A 16,876-nucleotide genomic window follows, 5' to 3' on the forward strand; every position below is an offset into this window, starting at 1 on the left:
CCCGAGACGGATGCCAAAACCAGGCCGCCTGCGCCTGAAATCGCCCTGACGTTTACCTTTACCGATTGGGCGGCGATCTAAAGATCGCCAAAATCGCGGCCCCATCGCCACAGTTACGCAAAAGGTGATCAAATCACCGGGTTTTGAGTGTCGTAACTTTCCGGGGCTATTGTATACTGCGACGCGTATTTCAGGAGATGACCAATGATCGACCGCCGCAAATTTCTGGCCACCGGCCTTGCTGCCACAGCCATCCCCGCGCTTGTGCCTGCCATGGCAAGCGCCTTCGAGCTTGATCCAAGGTACGCCCCGCAAGAGGTGGCCTTTGACCCCAAATATCAACCCGGCCAGCTTATCATCCTGCCGCGCGCGCACTTTCTTTACTTCGTGACCGCACCGGGCGTCGCGCGTCGTTACGGCGTTGGCGTGGGCAAGGCCGGGCTTGAATTCACCGGCACCGCCACGATTGCCGTGAAAAAGGAATGGCCCACCTGGCGCCCTACAAATGAGATGATCGAACGCGATCCCGGTGCCTATGGGCGCTTCAAGGGCAACGACTATGTTCAGCCGGGCGGCAAGGGCAACCCGCTTGGATCGCGCGCGCTTTACCTGTTCCAGAACGGGCGTGACACCTATTATCGGATCCATGGCACGAACCAGCCTAGCTCGATCGGGCGCTCGGTCTCGAATGGCTGCATTCGGATGATCAACGCGCATGTTCAGGACCTTTACGAGCGGGTGCCGACCGGCACGGTTGTCACGGTTCTCTAAGTCAGATCATACCAAGGTTGCCCGCCGGTTCTGCCATCGCAGGACCGGCGGTTTCGCATTAAACAGCAATAAACGCGCGAAATCTCTGGCTTGATGCGCCAATCCGCGCCTCGATTCTTGTGGCTTGATTTTTTTTAAATCTGCACTCATATTTTTGACTGCGACGTTACAGCTATCGACCACCTGCTCCTATCAACGGCTCAGTCACTCGATCTTGCACGACTTTGCCGGGCTGCCGCACCAACGCGGGCAGCGAAAACTGAGAAGGAGACCACACAATGGCGAGTGGCACCGTAAAATGGTTTAACGCAACCAAAGGGTTTGGCTTTATTGCGCCCGATGGCGGCGGCAAGGATGTATTCGTTCATATTTCGGCTGTCGAGCGCGCAGGCCTCACCGGTCTGGCCGACGACCAGAAAGTGACATTCGACGTCGAAGCGGGCCGTGACGGTCGCGAATCGGCGACAAATATCTCTCTCGCATAAGGCGCGCGATCCTGCGTTGCGATCTGGGCCCCGCGTGGGCCCTTTTCATTTTGTGGCGTTGATCAACTCAATCACCCTGGGGCCAAGCGCCTCTACGATCCGCCCCACCCCGTCGGCATTGGGGTGAATACCATCGGGTTGAAAATAGGCCTGAAGATCGGCAGGCGAGCCCTCGCCCAGACCGGCAAAGAAATTGCCCACGTAAAGCGTGCCATAGGCCTCTGACAGTTCTGGATAGATCGCGTCGAAATCGGCCTTGTACCCGGCCCCGTAATTGCCCGGCGCTTTCATCCCGACAAGCAGGACTTCGATCTCTTTGGCCTCGGCCACCTTGAGAATTTTCTCGATATTCCCGCGGCTCACGCCCGGATCAAACCCGCGAAGCAAATCATTGCCGCCAAGCGTGACAATCATCGCCTCGACCTCTGGCGTCAGGCTCCACTCGACGCGCGCCGCGCCACCTGCGGTGGTGTCACCCGACACACCGCCATTGACAAGGCGCGCCTCAATCCCCTGATCGTCAAGCCATTTCTGCATCTGCGGCACAAATCCCTGATCCTGAACAAGCCCATATCCCTGGGTCAGGCTATCGCCCAAGGCGAGCACAGTGACCGGCCCGGCCCAGGCGGGGCTGACAAGCAGAAGAAAGGCCGCTATTGCCTTGCCCATGGCCCGGCAGGCCCCATATGTCACAACATCTTTTCCTATCAGGCGCACCCGCATGACCTCTCCGATTTTATCGCTTACCGACGCCACGCTTTCGCTTGAGGGAAACGCCGGTCTTGTCCAGATACTCCACGGGATTTCGCTGGATGTCCACCGGGGCGAAACGGTCGGGCTGGTTGGGCCGTCGGGCTCTGGCAAGTCTTCGCTCTTGATGCTGATGGGCGGGCTGGAGCGCGCCACATCCGGCAAGGTCATGGCGCTTGATCATGACCTCTCGGCGATGAACGAGGATCAGCTTGCGCGCCTGCGCCGCGACAATTTCGGCATCGTGTTTCAATCCTTTCACCTGATCCCGACGATGACCGCGATCGAAAATGTCGCCACCCCGCTCGAACTTGCCAATCAGCCCGATGCGCGCAAACGCGCCGCTCAGGAACTTGAGGCGGTCGGGCTTGGCGCGCGCGCCGGGCATTACCCATCACAGCTTTCAGGGGGCGAGCAACAGCGCGTGGCGCTTGCCCGCGCCGCCGCGCCGCGCCCGGCGATCATTCTGGCCGATGAACCCACCGGCAACCTTGATAGCAGCACCGGCGCGGCGATCATCGACCTGCTGTTTAATCTGCGCGACCGCCATGATGCCACGCTTGTTCTTGTCACCCACGACCCGGAGCTTGCGGCGCGCTGTGATCGGGTGATCGCCCTGCGCGATGGCCGCATCGAGGTGCCCGCATGAGCCTTGGAGTCGCGGCAAAGCTGGCCCGGCGCGAGTTGCGCGGCGGTTTGCGGGGGTTTCGCATCTTTCTGGCCTGCGTGATCCTTGGCGTGGCCGCGATTGCCGCCGTCGGCACGATCCGCGAAAGCATCAAGGCCGGGCTGGTGTCGCAAGGCGCGGCGCTTCTGGGCGGCGACGCCGAGCTTGAGCTGACCTATCGCTTTGCGACTCGTGCCGAGCGCGACTGGATTGATGAAAACGCTCTGCGCAGTTCGGAGGTTGCCGATTTCCGCTCGCTTGCGGTGAACCCCGAAGGCGCGCGCGAACTGACCCAGGTCAAGGCGGTCGACGGGGCCTATCCGCTTGTCGGCAGCATCGAATTGCTGCCCGAGATGCCGCTTGAGGTGGCCCTTGCCGGCAGCGATGGCCTGCCCGGTGCCGTGATGCATGCGCTGTTGATCCAGCGGCTTGACCTTGCCATCGGCGACAGATTTCGCCTTGGCACGCAGGAATTTCGCCTGATGGCCGAACTGGTGCGGGAACCCGATCAGTCGCGCGCCGGTTTTGGCCTTGGCCCGCGCACCATCGTGGCGACGACGGCGCTTGAAAAATCGGGCCTTTTGACGCCCGGATCGCTATTCAAGACCAAGTACCGGCTTGATCTGCCCGATGGCAAAGACCTAACGGCGGCCGAGGAAAACGCCAGGGTCGGCCTCGCCGGCAGCGGCTTTCGCTGGCTTGATGCGCGCAACGGCACGCCGCGCGTCGCCCAGTTTGTCGAACGCTTGGGCGCGTTCCTGGTGCTGGTCGGGCTTTCGGGGCTGGCGGTGGGCGGTGTCGGGATTTCATCGGCCCTGCGGTCCTATCTGGCGGGCAAGACTCGGGTCATCGCCACCCTGCGCACGCTTGGCGCGGATCAGCGGACGATCTTTCAGACCTATTTCATTCAGGTGGGCGTTCTGGCGCTTGTCGGGATTGCGCTCGGGATCGCTCTTGGCGTGGGCGTGCCGATCGCTCTGGCACCGATTTTTGCCGATAGCCTTCCGGTGCCGGCGGTCTTTGCGCCCTATCCCCGCCCGATGGCCGAGGCCGCGCTTTACAGCACCCTGAGCGTGCTTATCTTTACCCTCTGGCCGCTGGCGCGGGCCCGCGATGTGCGCGCCGCCGCCCTGTTTCGCGATGCGGTTTCGGGATCAAGCCGCTGGCCAGGCTGGCCCTATCTGCTCGCCACGGCGCTGCTTGTCGCGGCGCTTCTGGGGGCGGCCATCCTGTTTTCCGGCAATCTGCGCCTGACCCTCTGGACGGCAGGTGGCATCGGTGGAGCATTGGCCGCATTGGCCGTCGCCGCCTGGCTGGTGCAACGCGCCGCGCGCATGATCCGCCCGCGCCTGCGCCGCCGCCCGGCGCTCAGCTGGGCGCTTGCCGCCATCGGTGGACCGGGCACAACGGCGGGGCCGGTGATGCTGTCGCTTGGTCTCGGTCTGAGCGTTCTGGCCGCTGTGGGGCAGATTGACGGCAACCTGCGCCGCGCGATTGCCGCCGACCTGCCGGAGCGCGCGCCGTCCTATTTCTTTGTCGATATGCAAAAAGACCAGATGCCCGGCTTTCTGGAACGGCTGGAAAATGACCCCGCCGTGAGCCGGATCGACAGCGCACCGATGCTGCGCGGGATCATCAGCCGCATCAATGACCGCCCCGCAACCGAGGTCGCGCCCGGTCATTGGGTGGTCGAGGGCGATCGCGCGATTAGCTACGCCGACACCCTGCCCGCGCGCACCAGGCTGACCGCCGGCACATGGTGGGGCGAGGATTATACCGGCACGCCACAGCTTAGCTTTGCCGCCGAGGAAGCGGAGGAAATCGGCCTTGAACTGGGCGATCTGATCACCCTCAACATTCTGGGGCGCGACATCACCGCGCCGATCACCTCATTCCGCGAGGTTGATTTTTCGACCGCAGGCATGGGGTTTGTGATGCTGATGAACCCCTCGGCCCTGGCCGGTGCGCCGCATAGCTTCATCGCCACCGTCTATGCCGAGGAAGCGGCCGAGGCGGCGATCCTCAACGATATCAACGACCGCTTTCCCAATGTCACCGCGATCCGGGTGCGCGATGCGATTGCACAGGTGTCAGAGCTATTGGCCGGGCTGGCCTCGGCCACATCCTGGGGGGCGTCGGTGACGCTATTGACCGGGTTTCTGGTGCTGATTGGTGCCGCCGCCGCCGATCAGCGCGCACGCACCTATGAGGCCGCTATCCTCAAGACGCTTGGTGCCACGCGGGGCCGGATTTTAACAAGCCTCGTGTTGCGCGCCGCCATTCTTGGCGCGGCGGCGGGCCTTGTGGCGCTTGGCGCGGGGCTTGCCGGGGGCTGGGCCGTGAGCCATTTTGTGATGGAAACCAGCTTTGCGGTGATCTGGCCCTCGGCCATTCTGATCATCCTTGGCGGCGCACTTGTGACCCTTCTGGCGGGGTTCGGGTTCGCGCTTGGGCCATTGACCGCGCGACCGGCGCAAACCCTGCGCGCGCGCGAGTAAGCCGCATTGAAACCCGGCAGGCACAGTGGCAGACATAAGGCCCCCGTGACAGGAGACACCATGACAGATTCGCTGCCCATCCCGCTTACCTCGCCAATGACATCGGCCCAGCAGACCGCGCTTATCAATCTGGTGCGTCGCGCCGCGCGCGCCGAGATCATGCCGCGGTTCCGCAATCTGGCGCAGGGCGATATCACCACCAAATCGGGCCCGCATGACCTTGTGACCGAGGCAGACCACCAAGCCGAGGCGATGCTTGCCCGCGGCTTGCAGCGGATGTTTCCGCACGCCCTTATCGTCGGCGAAGAGGCGGTGACCGCCAAGCCGTCGCTGCGCGAGGATATATCTGGCGCGGAGCTGGCGATTATCATCGACCCTGTGGATGGGACCTGGAATTTCGCGCATGGCCTGCCGCTGTTTGGGGTGATCATCGCCGTGACACGCTTTGGTCGGCCGGTGCTTGGCCTGCTCTATGATCCTGTCGCCGATGACTGGATCATCGCGGATGAGGCGACGCCAACCCGTCTTGGCGCCGCCCTTGGCTCTGAGCGCCCGACAAAGGTTTCCTCGGGGGGGGCGCTATCCGACCTACAAGGGTATATGCATTTTTCGTTGATGGCACAGGAGCAGCAAGAGCTTTTGGCGCCGCGTCTGGCCGGCCTCGCGCGGGTGACGGCGCTGCGCTGTTCATGCCATGAATACCGTATGCTGGCACAGGGGGCGGTGGATTTCGTGATGTCGGGCATGCTCAACCCCTGGGATCATGCGGCTGGCGTCATCGCCTGCCAACAGGCGGGTGGGATTGCCATGATGCTGGACGGGCGCGCCTATAATACAGAGATCAGCGACGGCGTTCTGCTTTGCGCGGCAAATCAGGACAGCTGGACCCGCCTGCGCGATCACTTTGCCGGTTCCTTGGGCGATGGGTCAGAATAAAACTGCCTCATCGCTGTCATAATATCGACATGTCCGGCTGACATCTGGTAAAATCATTCCAGATTGACCTCAGACAGGCCCAAACATGGTTTCCAACCGACGACAGGCGGATGATACCGATTTCCCCACCCTTTCCGACAAGGACAGGGACGAGGCGATTGACTGTCTTTACGATGTCGCGCTTGATCCGGCCCGATACGAGGCGCTTCTGGATCATTGGGAAAGTGCGATCAGCCCGCTGCGCGCACGCGCCGATTTCGCCGCGCCACGCCTGCTTGATGACCCACAGATCGCCAGCCATTTCCGCCGTGCCGGGGAATTTCTGGATCGGATCGCCGTAACCGAAACCCCCGATGAGATTGACGCCATCCTTGCCCCCTTCGACAGGGTGGCGGCACTTGTGTTTGACGACGAGAATCGCATTCGTGCCGCAAATGAGGCGGCCCGTACCCGGTTGAACCTGCCCGCCAAGGCGCGGCTTGGTGATCTGCCGATCAATGCCGATGACATCGAGGCCGTTGCCGCCACCGTGCGCCTGCTGATCCATGATGGCCAAAAGGACAGCGCCGTGTTGCGGGTGCGATCGCGCGTCGAAGGGCATCTGATCGTCCTGCGTCTGCAACGTCACCTGGCGCCGGATGGCACGGCGCTTGTGATTGCCGCGTCAAACGAGGTCGCCTGGCCCGAGGGCTTTTGCGACATCCTGCGCAGTGCGTTCAGTCTGAGCGGCGCCGAGGCCGAGATTGTGCGCCACCTTGTCGATTGCCGCTCTGTCAACGAGATCGCCACACAGCGCAGCCGCTCAGTTGACACAATCCGCGCCCAGATCAAATCAATCCTCACCAAAACCGAAACCCACTCTCAGTTGGAACTGGTGCGCCTGGCGCTCTCGGTTATGGACATGACCAATCTGGCCCTCGCATCCATCCCCGGGCCGCGCGTGGTCAGTGGCGGCCATGGCACCTTGCAAGAGCTTGATTTCAAATCAATTATCACGGCAGACGGGCGGCGGTTCGATTACCTTTTGCTTGGCGATCCGACCGGAACGCCGGTGCTCTATCTGCCAATGGATTTTGGGTTTGTACGCTGGCCCGCCTCTGCCGAGGCCGAGGCCAAAAGGCGCGGTCTGCGCATTATCGTGCCGGTGCGCGCGGGCTATGGCGCATCGGATATGGTGCGGCCCAAAACCGATTACGACGCCACCTTTGTTGCCGACACGGCGCAGCTCTTAAGGGCCGAACATGTTACCCGCTGCCCGATCATAAGCCTGAGTGGCGATGTCTATTACGCCGTCAGGCTGGCCCGTCAGCACCCCACGATGTTCAGCGGGATCATCGCCTGCTCCGGCATGCTGCCGCTCACGCGGCGCGAACAGTACGAGCGCATGGACAAATGGCACCGCTTCATTCTGGCAGGCGCGAAATACACCCCACATTTGTTGCCCTTCATGGTCAAGTCCGGGTTTCTTCTGGCGCGCAAAATTGGCAAGCGCGGTTTTGTCCACGCCGTGTTCGCCAATTCGGCCGCGGATATTGCCACCTTTGAAAATGCCGAAGTGTTCGAAGCGATCGTCACCGGATCAGATATTTGCCTGTCTGATCAGCACTGCGCGCATGAACCGTTCTCACAACAGCTTGTCTCGGGCCAACTCGCCGATTGGAGTGGCGATATCGACGCATTGCGCGGTCAGCTTCCGGTGATCCTGATGAACGGCGCGCAAGACCCGCAGGTGCCGCTGGCAACCTATCACGACTTCACCCGCGATTACGCTTGGATCGAATTCCACCTGTTCGAGGATGCCGGGCAACTGGCGTTTTTCCGGCGCTGGCGCGACGTTCTTGATCGCCTGACGCCCCTGCTCTCCGAATAATCCGGATTTTACCCTATATGGGGTATGACAGAATCACCTTTTTCACGCTACCGTGATCACACGTGAGTGGACTGGATTGACGTGATGGCGCACCCGGCCCTGCTTGAAATTGACCGTGTATTGGGTCGATTTCTGTTTTTTTTAAGAGTTTTCCATTACGAGTGAAGGCGACCCGCAAGGGTCGCCTTTTTCGTCTCTACATCTGCCCCTGAATGACACGACCGCGAGGGATCCCCGCGGCCGCAAGTCGCGTTTTGTCCCGAGGACCGAGTTATTCGGCCGCCTCGGCATAATCCTCAAGCGGCGGGCAGGTACAGATCAGGTGCCGGTCGCCGTACACATTGTCCACCCGGTTCACTGGCGGCCAGTATTTATCGACCCTAAACGCCCCCGGCGGGAAACAGCCCTGTTCGCGGCTATAGGGCCGATCCCAGTCGCGCACCAGATCTTCCATCGTGTGCGGGGCATTCTTGAGCGGGTTGTTCTCCGCATCAATCCGGCCTTCTTCGATGTCGCGGATTTCCTCGCGGATCGCCAGCATCGCGTCGCAAAAGCGGTCAAGCTCGGCCTTGGTCTCGCTTTCCGTCGGCTCCACCATCAGCGTACCGGGGACCGGAAAGCTCATTGTGGGCGCGTGAAAGCCGCAATCCATCAGGCGCTTGGCGATATCGTCCACAGTGACGCCCGCACTCTTCTCGAAGGGGCGCGTGTCGAGAATGCATTCATGCGCCACCCGGCCGGTCGGGCCCTTGTAGAGCACGTCATAGGCGCCTTCGAGCCGCTTGGCGATATAGTTGGCATTGAGGATCGCGACCCGCGTCGCCTGGGTAAGGCCTGCGCCCCCCATCATCAGGCAATAGGCCCATGAAATCGGCAAGAGCGACGGCGAGCCATAGGGCGCCGCACTCACCGGGCCTTGTTCGCCGCCCGTTTCGGGATGACCCGGAAGATGCGGCACAAGGTGCTCTTTCACCCCGATCGGCCCCATGCCCGGCCCACCGCCGCCATGCGGGATGCAAAACGTCTTGTGCAGGTTGAGGTGGCTGACATCGCCGCCAAGGTCACCGGGGCGGCTTAGCCCGACCATGGCGTTCATATTGGCGCCGTCGATATAGACCTGCCCGCCAAGACGATGGGTAATCTCGCAAACCTCTTTTACGGTTTCCTCGAACACACCATGGGTGCTTGGATAGGTGATCATGCAACCGGCAAGGTTATCGCCGTGTTTCTCGGCCTTGGCGCGGAAATCATCGACATCAATATCGCCATTTGCAGCGGATTTGACCACCACCACATCCCAGCCGACCATATGCGCGCTGGCCGGGTTTGTGCCATGTGCGCTGACCGGGATAAGACAGACCTTACGATGCCCCTGGCCCTGCGCACGGTGATAGGCAGAGATACTCAACAGACCGGCATATTCGCCCTGCGCGCCGGAATTGGGCTGCATCGAGATCGCCGCATAGCCGGTGATATCGCAAAGCTTAGCACTCAGGTCGTCGATCATCTCCTTATAGCCAAGCGCCTGATCTTGCGGCACAAACGGGTGCAACAGGGCAAATTCCCGCCAGCTGACCGGCATCATCTCGGCGGCCGAGTTAAGCTTCATCGTGCAACTGCCAAGCGGGATCATCGCGCGATCAAGCGCAAGGTCGCGATCCGCAAGCCGACGCATATAGCGCATCATCTCGGTCTCGGCCCGGTTCATGTGGAAAATCGGATGATCAAGGTAATCCGTCTGCCGGTGCAGCGCCTCGGGGACGCGGTAATCGGGGGTGAAATCGGCATCCTCCATGATGATGCCAAAGGCGCGCCAGACCGCCTCGATGGTGGCGGGGCGGGTGCGCTCGTCAAGGGTGATTCCGATCTTGGTCTCGCCGACACGGCGCAGGTTTATCCCCTCGCGCACTGCCGATTGCAAAACACCGCGTTGCAACAGACCGACATCGACCGTGATCGTGTCAAAGAACGCCGCCGGTTCCACCTTGAACCCCGCCGCCTCAAGCCCCTTGGCCAGACGCACCGTTTTGCGGTGAATGCGCTCGGCAATCGCGCGCAGGCCCTTGGGGCCGTGAAACACCGCATACATCGACGCCATGACCGCCAAAAGCGCCTGCGCAGTGCAGACGTTGCTGGTGGCCTTCTCGCGGCGGATATGCTGTTCACGGGTTTGCAGGCTAAGCCGATAGGCGCGGTTGCCGTGGCTGTCGATCGACACGCCGACAATCCGCCCGGGAATCGCGCGTTTATAGGCATCCTTGGTGGCCATATAGGCGGCATGCGGCCCACCATAGCCGACCGGTACACCAAAGCGTTGCGTGCTGCCGACGGCGATATCGGCGCCCATCGCGCCCGGCTCTTTCAAAATGGTCAACGCCAGCGGGTCGGCAATCACAATCCCGATGGCATTTTGCGCATGAAGCGCCTCGATCTCGGGGGTGAAATCGCGCAGGGCACCATGGGTGCCGGGATATTGGAAAATCGCGCCAAAGACCTTGTCGGCCTCAAGATCATCGGGCGCGCCAACGATCACCTCGATATCAAGCGGCGCTGCGCGGGTCTGCATCACCGCGATATTCTGCGGGTGACAGTTTTCATCGACGAAAAACGCGCGCGCCTTGGATTTGGCCACGCGCTGCGCCATCGTCATCGCCTCGGCCGCCGCCGTCGCCTCGTCCAGAAGCGAGGCATTGGCAATCTCAAGCCCGGTCAGATCGCTGACCATGGTCTGAAAGTTCAGCAAGGCCTCAAGCCGCCCCTGGCTGATCTCCGGCTGATAGGGAGTATAGGCCGTATACCAGGCGGGGTTTTCAAAAATATTGCGCTGAATTGCGGGCGGCGTGACCGTTCCGTGATAGCCCTGCCCGATCAGCGAGGTCAGAACCTTGTTTTTTGAGGCGGTCTGCCACATGTGGTGCAGCAACTCGCTTTCGGATTTGGGCTTGCCAAAGTTGAGCGGTGCCTCCTGCCGGATCGACCTGGGCACGGTTTCGTCAATCAGCACCTCAAGGCTGGGCACGTCAAGACGCTCCAGCATTTCACCCATTTCCCTGGGCGACGGGCCGATATGGCGCCGGTTGGCAAAATCATACGGCAAATAGTCTGTTGGCTTGAAAGGCATCCCAGATCTCCCTCTGACGGACACGGGAGGCCGGACCGTCATGGTCCAGCGTCCCGGCTTTCATCTTTCCAAAAATACTCCCGCGCGGCGCGCGTCCCGCACCGCGCGATCAGGTGCTAGCTGATGTAATCCTGATAGGCGGTCTCATCCATGTACTCGTCCATCTGGCCCAGATCGCTTGGCTTGATCTTGAAGAACCAGCCATCGCCGGTCGCGTCGTCATTGACCTTGCCGGGCGCATCGACCAGCACCTCGTTGACCTCGACGATCTCGCCATCAATCGGCGCCAGAATATCGCTTGCGGCCTTGACGCTTTCGATGACGACAACTTCGTCATCCTTGGTGACCTGCGTGCCGACTTCGGGCAGTTCGACAAACACCACGTCGCCAAGCTGTTCGCTGGCATGTTCGGTGATCCCGACCACAACAAGGTCGTCTTCGACGCGCAGCCATTCGTGTTCTTCGGTAAATTTCATGCTTTTCTCCCTGATGATGATGTTCAGCGTTTGAAATTGGCAGGTGTAAACGGCAGTTTCGCCACCTTGACCGGCAGGCGCTTGCCGCGCACTTCTCCGTAAATGACCGTGCCCTCGGTTGCCAAGGGTTTGGGCAGATATCCCATCGACATCGGCGCCTCGATCGTCGGCCCGTAGGCACCCGAGGTGACCTGACCCACCGGCGCGCCGCCCTCGGCGGCCTCGAAAAGCGACGTGCCCTCGCGCATCGGCGCCCGTCCCTCGGGGCGCAGGCCGACACGGGCACGTGCGGCGCCGCCTTGCATCTCTGCGAAAATCTTATCCGCACCGGGAAAGCCGCCTGCGCGCGCGCCACCCGCGCGGCGCACCTTCTGGATGCCCCAGATCAGGCTGGCCTCGACCGGGGTCGTGGTCTCGTCGATGTCATGACCATAAAGGCAAAGCCCGGCCTCAAGGCGCAGGCTGTCGCGCGCGCCAAGGCCGATCGGTTCGACATCGTCGCTTGCCAAAAGGGCACGGGCAAACGCCACGGCCTGCGTCTCGCTGACCGAAATCTCATACCCATCCTCGCCGGTATACCCCGAGCGGGAAATCCACAATTCGCCAAAGTCAGAGCCGAAGATACCCACATCCATGAACCGCATCGCCGCGACACCGGGCACAAGCGCCTCAAGCACCGCCTCGGCGGCCGGGCCTTGCAGCGCAACAAGCGCGCGGTCGGTGATTTCCTCAACCTCGCAGCCGGGCAAGCGCGCCCGCATATGGGCGATATCGGCCCCCTTGCAGGCGGCGTTGACCACGACAAACATATGATCGCCGCGATTGGCCAGCATCAGGTCATCGAGAATGCCACCCTGATCATTGGTAAAAAACCCATAGCGCTGGCGCATCACGCCAAGGCCCGAAAGGTCAACCGGAACAAGCGCTTCCATCTCTCTCGCGGCCTGCGCATAACCACCGGGGGCGCGGACGATCACCTGGCCCATGTGGCTGACGTCGAACAAGCCGGCCCTGGCGCGACAATGCAGATGTTCCTTCATCACGCCAGCCGGGTATTGCACCGGCATGTCATACCCGGCAAAGGGCACCATCTTGGCGCCCAATTCCCTGTGCAATGCATTCAGTGGCGTTGTGAGCAAATCAGCCATCTGCATCCTCCCTTACCTTTGGGCCCGGATAATCAGATGATCACACCGGCACCGTTACGACGCATTGGCCCTGAATGCCGCGTCACGATGCCCCCTCTGTCCTTTGGCCTGAGATCGCTATCCCTTCGGCGCCCCGGCATAATCCGGGATCTCTCCAGAGTGTCTTGTCGTCGGGCAGGTCCCTGTTGCCTGAGAGTTTCCGGGGCGGTTGCTCCTTCGGCACTGGCGTGGCCAGTTCTCCCTATCCGATTCAGGTACACGCTAGTATACTGCCCGCGCCGCTTCAAGCCCGTTTCAGGCAGGGCGGCGATGAAAACAGTGTGAACAACGCCTCATTGTTGCACACGAGCGCCTCCAGCGTGATCTGATCGAGATGGTCGTAAAACGCCTCTACGGCATCGACAAGCGCCAGTCGCAACCGACAGGCATCAATCAGCGGGCAGGTATTGTCGATATCGGCAAAGCATTCCGCCACCGGGGTGTTGGCCTCGATCGCGCGAAACACCTCTCCAACCGTGATCTGGCTCATCTCGCGGCCAAGCGTGACCCCGCCATGGCGACCGCGTTGGGTGTGCAGATAGCCAAGCTGCGCCAGCTTGTTGATGACCTGCGCAAGGTGACTTTCCGAGGTATTGCAGCGCTCTGCAATCTCGGTCTTGGTGACCATGCGGCCGGGATTGGTGCCACAGAACATCAGAACCCTGATGGCAATATTGGTGCGTTTGGTAATCCGCATGGCGAAATCGCCCCCTTGCTTGAATGTCACAAGCTTTGCCTGCAAAACTGTCGGGGACCATGATTCAGATCAAAGGCCAGAACATCACCTCTTTCAGCGACGCATATTTCTTTGGCTATGGTAGCCTCGTGAACCGCGCCACGCATGTCTTTGCCGAGGCCCATCCCGCACAGCTTCGCGGCTGGCGGCGGGTCTGGCGCCATACCGAAATGCGCCCCGTTGCCTTTCTGACCGCGCTTCCCGACCCCGAAAGCACCATCGACGGGCTGATCGCGGCGGTGCCGGGGGCCGATTGGCCCGCTCTTGATCTGCGCGAGGCGGCCTATGCCCGCGTGCCCGCGCATGATCAGGTCACCCACCCCTTGCCACATCGCCCCGAGATCGCGGTCTATAGTATCCCCGAGGGGCGGCACGGCACCCCAAGCACCGCGCATCCCATTCTGCTGAGTTATATAGATGTGGTCGTACAGGGCTATCTGCGCGAATTCGGCCCCGAGGGCGTGGCCCGGTTTTTCGACACGACTCATGGCTGGGACGCGCCGGTTCTGGATGATCGCGCGCGCCCGCGCTACCCGCGCCACCAGACCCTGAGCGCCGCCGAGCGCGTGTTGAGCGACGAGCATCTGGCCCGGCTTGACGTCCGGGTGATCCGCGATATGGCCTGAACGGCGGCATATGGACATGCCGCACGCCCCGCGTCACACTGGCGCGAAAAAGGGCGTGATCCTCGTGAAACTTGAGCTTCTCTCAACCACCGGCATGACGCTTTTGCGGCTCAGCCGAAAGCTGTGGCTGCGCATCGCGCTGATGGCGCTTTTGGCGGTGGTCGCCTCGGCCATCGCGATCCTGTTCGAAGGCTATATTCCACAGAGCGTGCAAGACCGCTTTACGCCGAATTCGGTCATGCCGATCCTGACGATCCTTGCCTCCGGCATGCTCGCGGTCAGCACGTTTTCGCTTAACGTCATGGTCACCGCGCATAATGCGGCGGCCGGTCAGGCCACGCCGCGGGTGCATCGCATCTTGCTGGCCGACACCACCACGCATACGGTTCTGGCCACCTTTATCGGCGCCTTTGTCTATTCGCTCAGCGCGATCATCTTGTTCAAGGCCGGGTTCTATCCCGAGGGTGCCAGCGTTCTTGTGCTGGGCTTTACCGTGGCGGTGGTGGTGCTTGTCATTCTGGCGCTGTTGCGCTGGATTCATCACCTCAGCGATCTCGGAAGCATGGATGCCACGCTTGCCTCGACCGAGGATATCACCCGCGCCTGCCTGATGCGCACCCGCCGCCTGCCCTCGCTCGGGGCGCGCCGGATGACGCGTGACACGGTTCTGCCGAATGATGCGCGGCCCCTTGCGGCGCGCGCCACCGGCTATGTGCAATTCATCGACCTGCGCGCCATCAGCGACAAGCTATGCAACGATCAGACGCGGGTTTATCTCTATGTACGCCCGGGCGATTACGTGATCGAAGGGCAGGTCATCGGCCATGCCACCGGGCTTGGTGAGAGGGAGGAAACCCTGATCACCAAAAGCCTGACCATCGGGCGCTATCGCACCTTTGAACAGGATGCCTCTTACGGGTTGCTGGTGCTGTCGGAAACCGCATCGCGCGCCCTGTCGCCGGGCATCAATGATCCCGGCACGGCAATTGCGGTGATCTGCCGTCAGGAAAAGCTGTTGCTGGACTGGGCGCATGGCAAACCCGATAGCGATACGCCGCTGTTTCCACGGCTGTTTCTGCCGGATGTGTCGCGCCGCGCCCTGATCGAGAACGCCTTTGCCAGCACCGCCCGCGACGGGGCGGGCCTAATTGAGGTGGCCGAACGCCTGCAAGACACGCTGCATACCCTGTCAGAGGTGCCAGAGCCGGATTTGGCCAATGCGGCGCGCGATCTGGCCGCGCGCGCGCTTGACTATGCCGATCTCGCTTTGCCGCTCAAGAGCGAAAAACAGCGGCTGCGTGACAGGAATGACACCCCTAGCCCTTTGCCTTGATCACCTGCAACAGCGGCAGAACTTGCGACATGTCAGGCCCGTGCGCCTGTCCGGTCAACGCCTTGCGCAGCGGCATGAAAAGCCCGCGCCCCTTGCGGCCGGTCGCCTCTTTGACGGCGGCGGTCCACGTGCCCCAGGTTTCGGTGTCATGCGGGCCGTCGGGCAAAAGCGTCATCGCCTCGGCGACAAATTCGCGATCCTCGTCGTCGATCACCGGCTCTGCGCCATCGCGGAACATCGCCCACCAACCCGCGATATCTTTGCGCGTGTTGATGTTTTCGCGCGTCACCTGCCAGAATTGCGCCGCCTGATCGTCGGGCACACCGACCTCTGCGATGGTCTCGGCCATCGCGTCAAGCGGCTGAGCGGCAAGATAGCGCGCGGTCAGCGGGAACAGGTCCTGTTCGTCAAACTTGGTCGGGGCCGCGCCAAAACGGTCGATATCGAACCCCTCGATCAGCTCGGCCATATCGGTGCGAAGCTCGATCGGGTCAGACGAGCCAAGCCGCGCCATCAGGCTCAAAAGCGCCATCGGTTCGACGCCCTGCTCGCGCAGATCGCGCAGCGACAGCACGCCAAGACGTTTCGAGAGCGCCTCGCCCTGCGGCCCGGTCAAAAGCGAATGATGCGCAAAATCCGGCGGGGTGCCGCCCAGCGCGGAAATGATCTGAATCTGCGTCGCGGTGTTGGTCACATGATCCGAGCCGCGCACGACATGGGTCACGCCCATCTCGACGTCATCGACAACCGAGGCCAGCGTATAAAGCACCTGGCCGTCGCCCCGGATCAGCACCGGATCGCTGACCGATGCGGCATCAATCGAGATGTCGCCAAGGATGCCGTCTTTCCACTCGATCCGTTCCTGATCAAGCTTGAAGCGCCAGACGCCGGCGCCACGCTCGGCGCGCAGCGCGTCTTTCTCGGCCTCGCTCAGGGCAAGGGCGGCGCGGTCATAGACCGGCGGGCGCCCCATGTTGAGCTGTTTCTTGCGCTTGAGGTCAAGTTCGGTCGGGGTCTCGAAGGCCTCGTAGAACCGGCCCATTTCGCGCAGCCTATCGGCAGCCTCGGCATAGCGGTCGAGGCGCTCTGACTGCCGCTCGGTCCTGTCCCAGTGCAGACCGAGCCATTCCAGATCATATTTGATCGCATCGACATATTCCTGCTTGGACCGCTCAGGATCGGTGTCGTCGATGCGCAAAATAAAGCTGCCCCCTGCCTTGGCGGCAATCATGTAATTCATCAGCGCGGTGCGCAGATTGCCCACATGGATGTATCCGGTGGGCGACGGGGCAAAACGTGTGGTGGTCATGGGCTTCTCCTGCTTCGCGGTGGATGTGTCACAGGTGCGCGTCTTTGTCCAGAAATCCCGGCTTTCGCGCCCCGCTCTGCGGATTTTCCGGCGTTGATGCGTCAAAATATC

Annotated in this window: 14 protein-coding genes and 1 riboswitch; of the genes, 8 read left to right on the forward strand and 6 right to left on the reverse strand. The window is 61.7% G+C overall.

Annotated features, from left to right (window positions below; all coding sequences use genetic code 11):
- Positions 1–204: 204 nt before the first annotated feature.
- Positions 205–771 carry a L,D-transpeptidase gene (locus BMZ91_RS05685; RefSeq protein WP_177193796.1) on the forward strand — a complete coding sequence of 189 codons (567 nt, stop codon included), beginning with the start codon at positions 205–207 and terminating at the stop codon, positions 769–771.
- 278 nt (positions 772–1,049) lie between these two features.
- On the forward strand, positions 1,050–1,256 hold the full coding sequence (locus BMZ91_RS05690; RefSeq protein ID WP_092835658.1) for a cold-shock protein: 207 nt from the start codon (positions 1,050–1,052) through the stop codon (positions 1,254–1,256).
- 45 nt (positions 1,257–1,301) lie between these two features.
- On the opposite strand, the gene BMZ91_RS05695 is transcribed toward BMZ91_RS05690, so the two are convergent.
- Positions 1,302–1,925, reverse strand: a complete 624-nt coding sequence (locus tag BMZ91_RS05695; RefSeq protein ID WP_245736217.1) for an arylesterase — start codon at positions 1,923–1,925, stop codon at positions 1,302–1,304.
- A gap of 52 nt (positions 1,926–1,977) precedes the next feature.
- Between BMZ91_RS05695 and BMZ91_RS05700 the strand changes: the two genes are divergently transcribed.
- The 4 genes from BMZ91_RS05700 (at position 1,978) to BMZ91_RS05715 (ending at position 7,977) form a co-directional block, all read left to right on the forward strand.
- Positions 1,978–2,655, forward strand: a complete 678-nt coding sequence (locus BMZ91_RS05700; RefSeq protein WP_092835662.1) for an ABC transporter ATP-binding protein — start codon at positions 1,978–1,980, stop codon at positions 2,653–2,655.
- On the forward strand, positions 2,652–5,171 hold the full coding sequence (locus BMZ91_RS05705; RefSeq protein ID WP_092835664.1) for an ABC transporter permease: 2,520 nt from the start codon (positions 2,652–2,654) through the stop codon (positions 5,169–5,171). The genes BMZ91_RS05700 and BMZ91_RS05705 overlap by 4 nt, the downstream gene beginning before the upstream one ends.
- Before the next feature lie 60 nt (positions 5,172–5,231).
- Positions 5,232–6,107 (forward strand): inositol monophosphatase family protein, encoded by an 876-nt coding sequence (locus tag BMZ91_RS05710; RefSeq protein WP_092835666.1) that lies wholly within the window; start codon positions 5,232–5,234, stop codon positions 6,105–6,107.
- An 85-nt stretch (positions 6,108–6,192) separates the two neighbouring features.
- Entirely contained in the window at positions 6,193–7,977 is a 1,785-nt protein-coding gene (locus BMZ91_RS05715) for a bifunctional helix-turn-helix transcriptional regulator/alpha/beta hydrolase (RefSeq protein ID WP_092835668.1), read from the forward strand.
- 271 nt (positions 7,978–8,248) lie between these two features.
- On the opposite strand, the gene gcvP is transcribed toward BMZ91_RS05715, so the two are convergent.
- The 4 genes from gcvP to BMZ91_RS05735 all read right to left on the reverse strand — a co-directional run bounded on the left by gcvP (position 8,249) and on the right by BMZ91_RS05735 (position 13,458).
- The gene (gene gcvP / locus BMZ91_RS05720) at positions 8,249–11,098 is read right to left on the reverse strand and encodes an aminomethyl-transferring glycine dehydrogenase (RefSeq protein WP_092835670.1); all 2,850 of its coding nucleotides are present in this window, start codon (positions 11,096–11,098) and stop codon (positions 8,249–8,251) included.
- Positions 11,099–11,214: 116 nt separating this feature from the next.
- Complete coding sequence (gcvH, locus tag BMZ91_RS05725; protein WP_092835672.1) at positions 11,215–11,574, reverse strand: glycine cleavage system protein GcvH; 360 nt, start codon at positions 11,572–11,574, stop codon at positions 11,215–11,217.
- A gap of 23 nt (positions 11,575–11,597) precedes the next feature.
- Positions 11,598–12,722: a glycine cleavage system aminomethyltransferase GcvT gene (gene gcvT, locus BMZ91_RS05730; RefSeq protein ID WP_092835906.1), complete on the reverse strand. Its 1,125-nt coding sequence runs from the start codon at positions 12,720–12,722 to the stop codon at positions 11,598–11,600.
- Between the two features lie 166 nt (positions 12,723–12,888).
- Positions 12,889–12,975: riboswitch (glycine riboswitch) on the reverse strand.
- A gap of 30 nt (positions 12,976–13,005) precedes the next feature.
- Positions 13,006–13,458, reverse strand: coding sequence for an RrF2 family transcriptional regulator (locus BMZ91_RS05735; protein ID WP_092835908.1), 453 nt, complete (start codon positions 13,456–13,458; stop codon positions 13,006–13,008).
- Between the two features lie 59 nt (positions 13,459–13,517).
- On the opposite strand from BMZ91_RS05735, the gene BMZ91_RS05740 reads away from it, so the two are divergent.
- Both BMZ91_RS05740 and BMZ91_RS05745 read left to right on the forward strand, forming a co-directional pair.
- The gene (locus tag BMZ91_RS05740; RefSeq protein ID WP_092835674.1) at positions 13,518–14,123 is read left to right on the forward strand and encodes a gamma-glutamylcyclotransferase family protein; all 606 of its coding nucleotides are present in this window, start codon (positions 13,518–13,520) and stop codon (positions 14,121–14,123) included.
- A 16-nt stretch (positions 14,124–14,139) separates the two neighbouring features.
- Positions 14,140–15,456, forward strand: a complete 1,317-nt coding sequence (locus BMZ91_RS05745) for a DUF2254 domain-containing protein (RefSeq protein ID WP_245736218.1) — start codon at positions 14,140–14,142, stop codon at positions 15,454–15,456.
- On the opposite strand, the gene gltX is transcribed toward BMZ91_RS05745, so the two are convergent.
- On the reverse strand, positions 15,440–16,765 hold the full coding sequence (gltX, locus tag BMZ91_RS05750; protein ID WP_092835910.1) for a glutamate--tRNA ligase: 1,326 nt from the start codon (positions 16,763–16,765) through the stop codon (positions 15,440–15,442). The two genes, BMZ91_RS05745 and gltX, sit on opposite strands and share 17 nt — an antisense overlap.
- Between the last annotated feature and the right edge of the window lie 111 nt (positions 16,766–16,876).

It is taken from the genome of Roseovarius lutimaris (genome assembly GCF_900115165.1).
In the GTDB taxonomy this organism is placed as follows: domain Bacteria; phylum Pseudomonadota; class Alphaproteobacteria; order Rhodobacterales; family Rhodobacteraceae; genus Roseovarius; species Roseovarius lutimaris.

What these genes read in the sequence shown, in the direction of transcription:
- BMZ91_RS05685 (WP_177193796.1), top strand. Translation starts at nt 205, where the DNA reads ATGATCGACCGCCGCAAATTTCTGGCCACCGGCCTTGCTGCCACAGCC.
- BMZ91_RS05690 (WP_092835658.1), top strand. Translation starts at nt 1,050, where the DNA reads ATGGCGAGTGGCACCGTAAAATGGTTTAACGCAACCAAAGGGTTTGGC.
- BMZ91_RS05695 (WP_245736217.1), bottom strand. Translation starts at nt 1,925, where the DNA reads ATGGGCAAGGCAATAGCGGCCTTTCTTCTGCTTGTCAGCCCCGCCTGG.
- BMZ91_RS05700 (WP_092835662.1), top strand. Translation starts at nt 1,978, where the DNA reads ATGACCTCTCCGATTTTATCGCTTACCGACGCCACGCTTTCGCTTGAG.
- BMZ91_RS05705 (WP_092835664.1), top strand. Translation starts at nt 2,652, where the DNA reads ATGAGCCTTGGAGTCGCGGCAAAGCTGGCCCGGCGCGAGTTGCGCGGC.
- BMZ91_RS05710 (WP_092835666.1), top strand. Translation starts at nt 5,232, where the DNA reads ATGACAGATTCGCTGCCCATCCCGCTTACCTCGCCAATGACATCGGCC.
- BMZ91_RS05715 (WP_092835668.1), top strand. Translation starts at nt 6,193, where the DNA reads ATGGTTTCCAACCGACGACAGGCGGATGATACCGATTTCCCCACCCTT.
- gcvP (WP_092835670.1), bottom strand. Translation starts at nt 11,098, where the DNA reads ATGCCTTTCAAGCCAACAGACTATTTGCCGTATGATTTTGCCAACCGG.
- gcvH (WP_092835672.1), bottom strand. Translation starts at nt 11,574, where the DNA reads ATGAAATTTACCGAAGAACACGAATGGCTGCGCGTCGAAGACGACCTT.
- gcvT (WP_092835906.1), bottom strand. Translation starts at nt 12,722, where the DNA reads ATGGCTGATTTGCTCACAACGCCACTGAATGCATTGCACAGGGAATTG.
- BMZ91_RS05735 (WP_092835908.1), bottom strand. Translation starts at nt 13,458, where the DNA reads ATGCGGATTACCAAACGCACCAATATTGCCATCAGGGTTCTGATGTTC.
- BMZ91_RS05740 (WP_092835674.1), top strand. Translation starts at nt 13,518, where the DNA reads ATGATTCAGATCAAAGGCCAGAACATCACCTCTTTCAGCGACGCATAT.
- BMZ91_RS05745 (WP_245736218.1), top strand. Translation starts at nt 14,140, where the DNA reads ATGCCGCACGCCCCGCGTCACACTGGCGCGAAAAAGGGCGTGATCCTC.
- gltX (WP_092835910.1), bottom strand. Translation starts at nt 16,765, where the DNA reads ATGACCACCACACGTTTTGCCCCGTCGCCCACCGGATACATCCATGTG.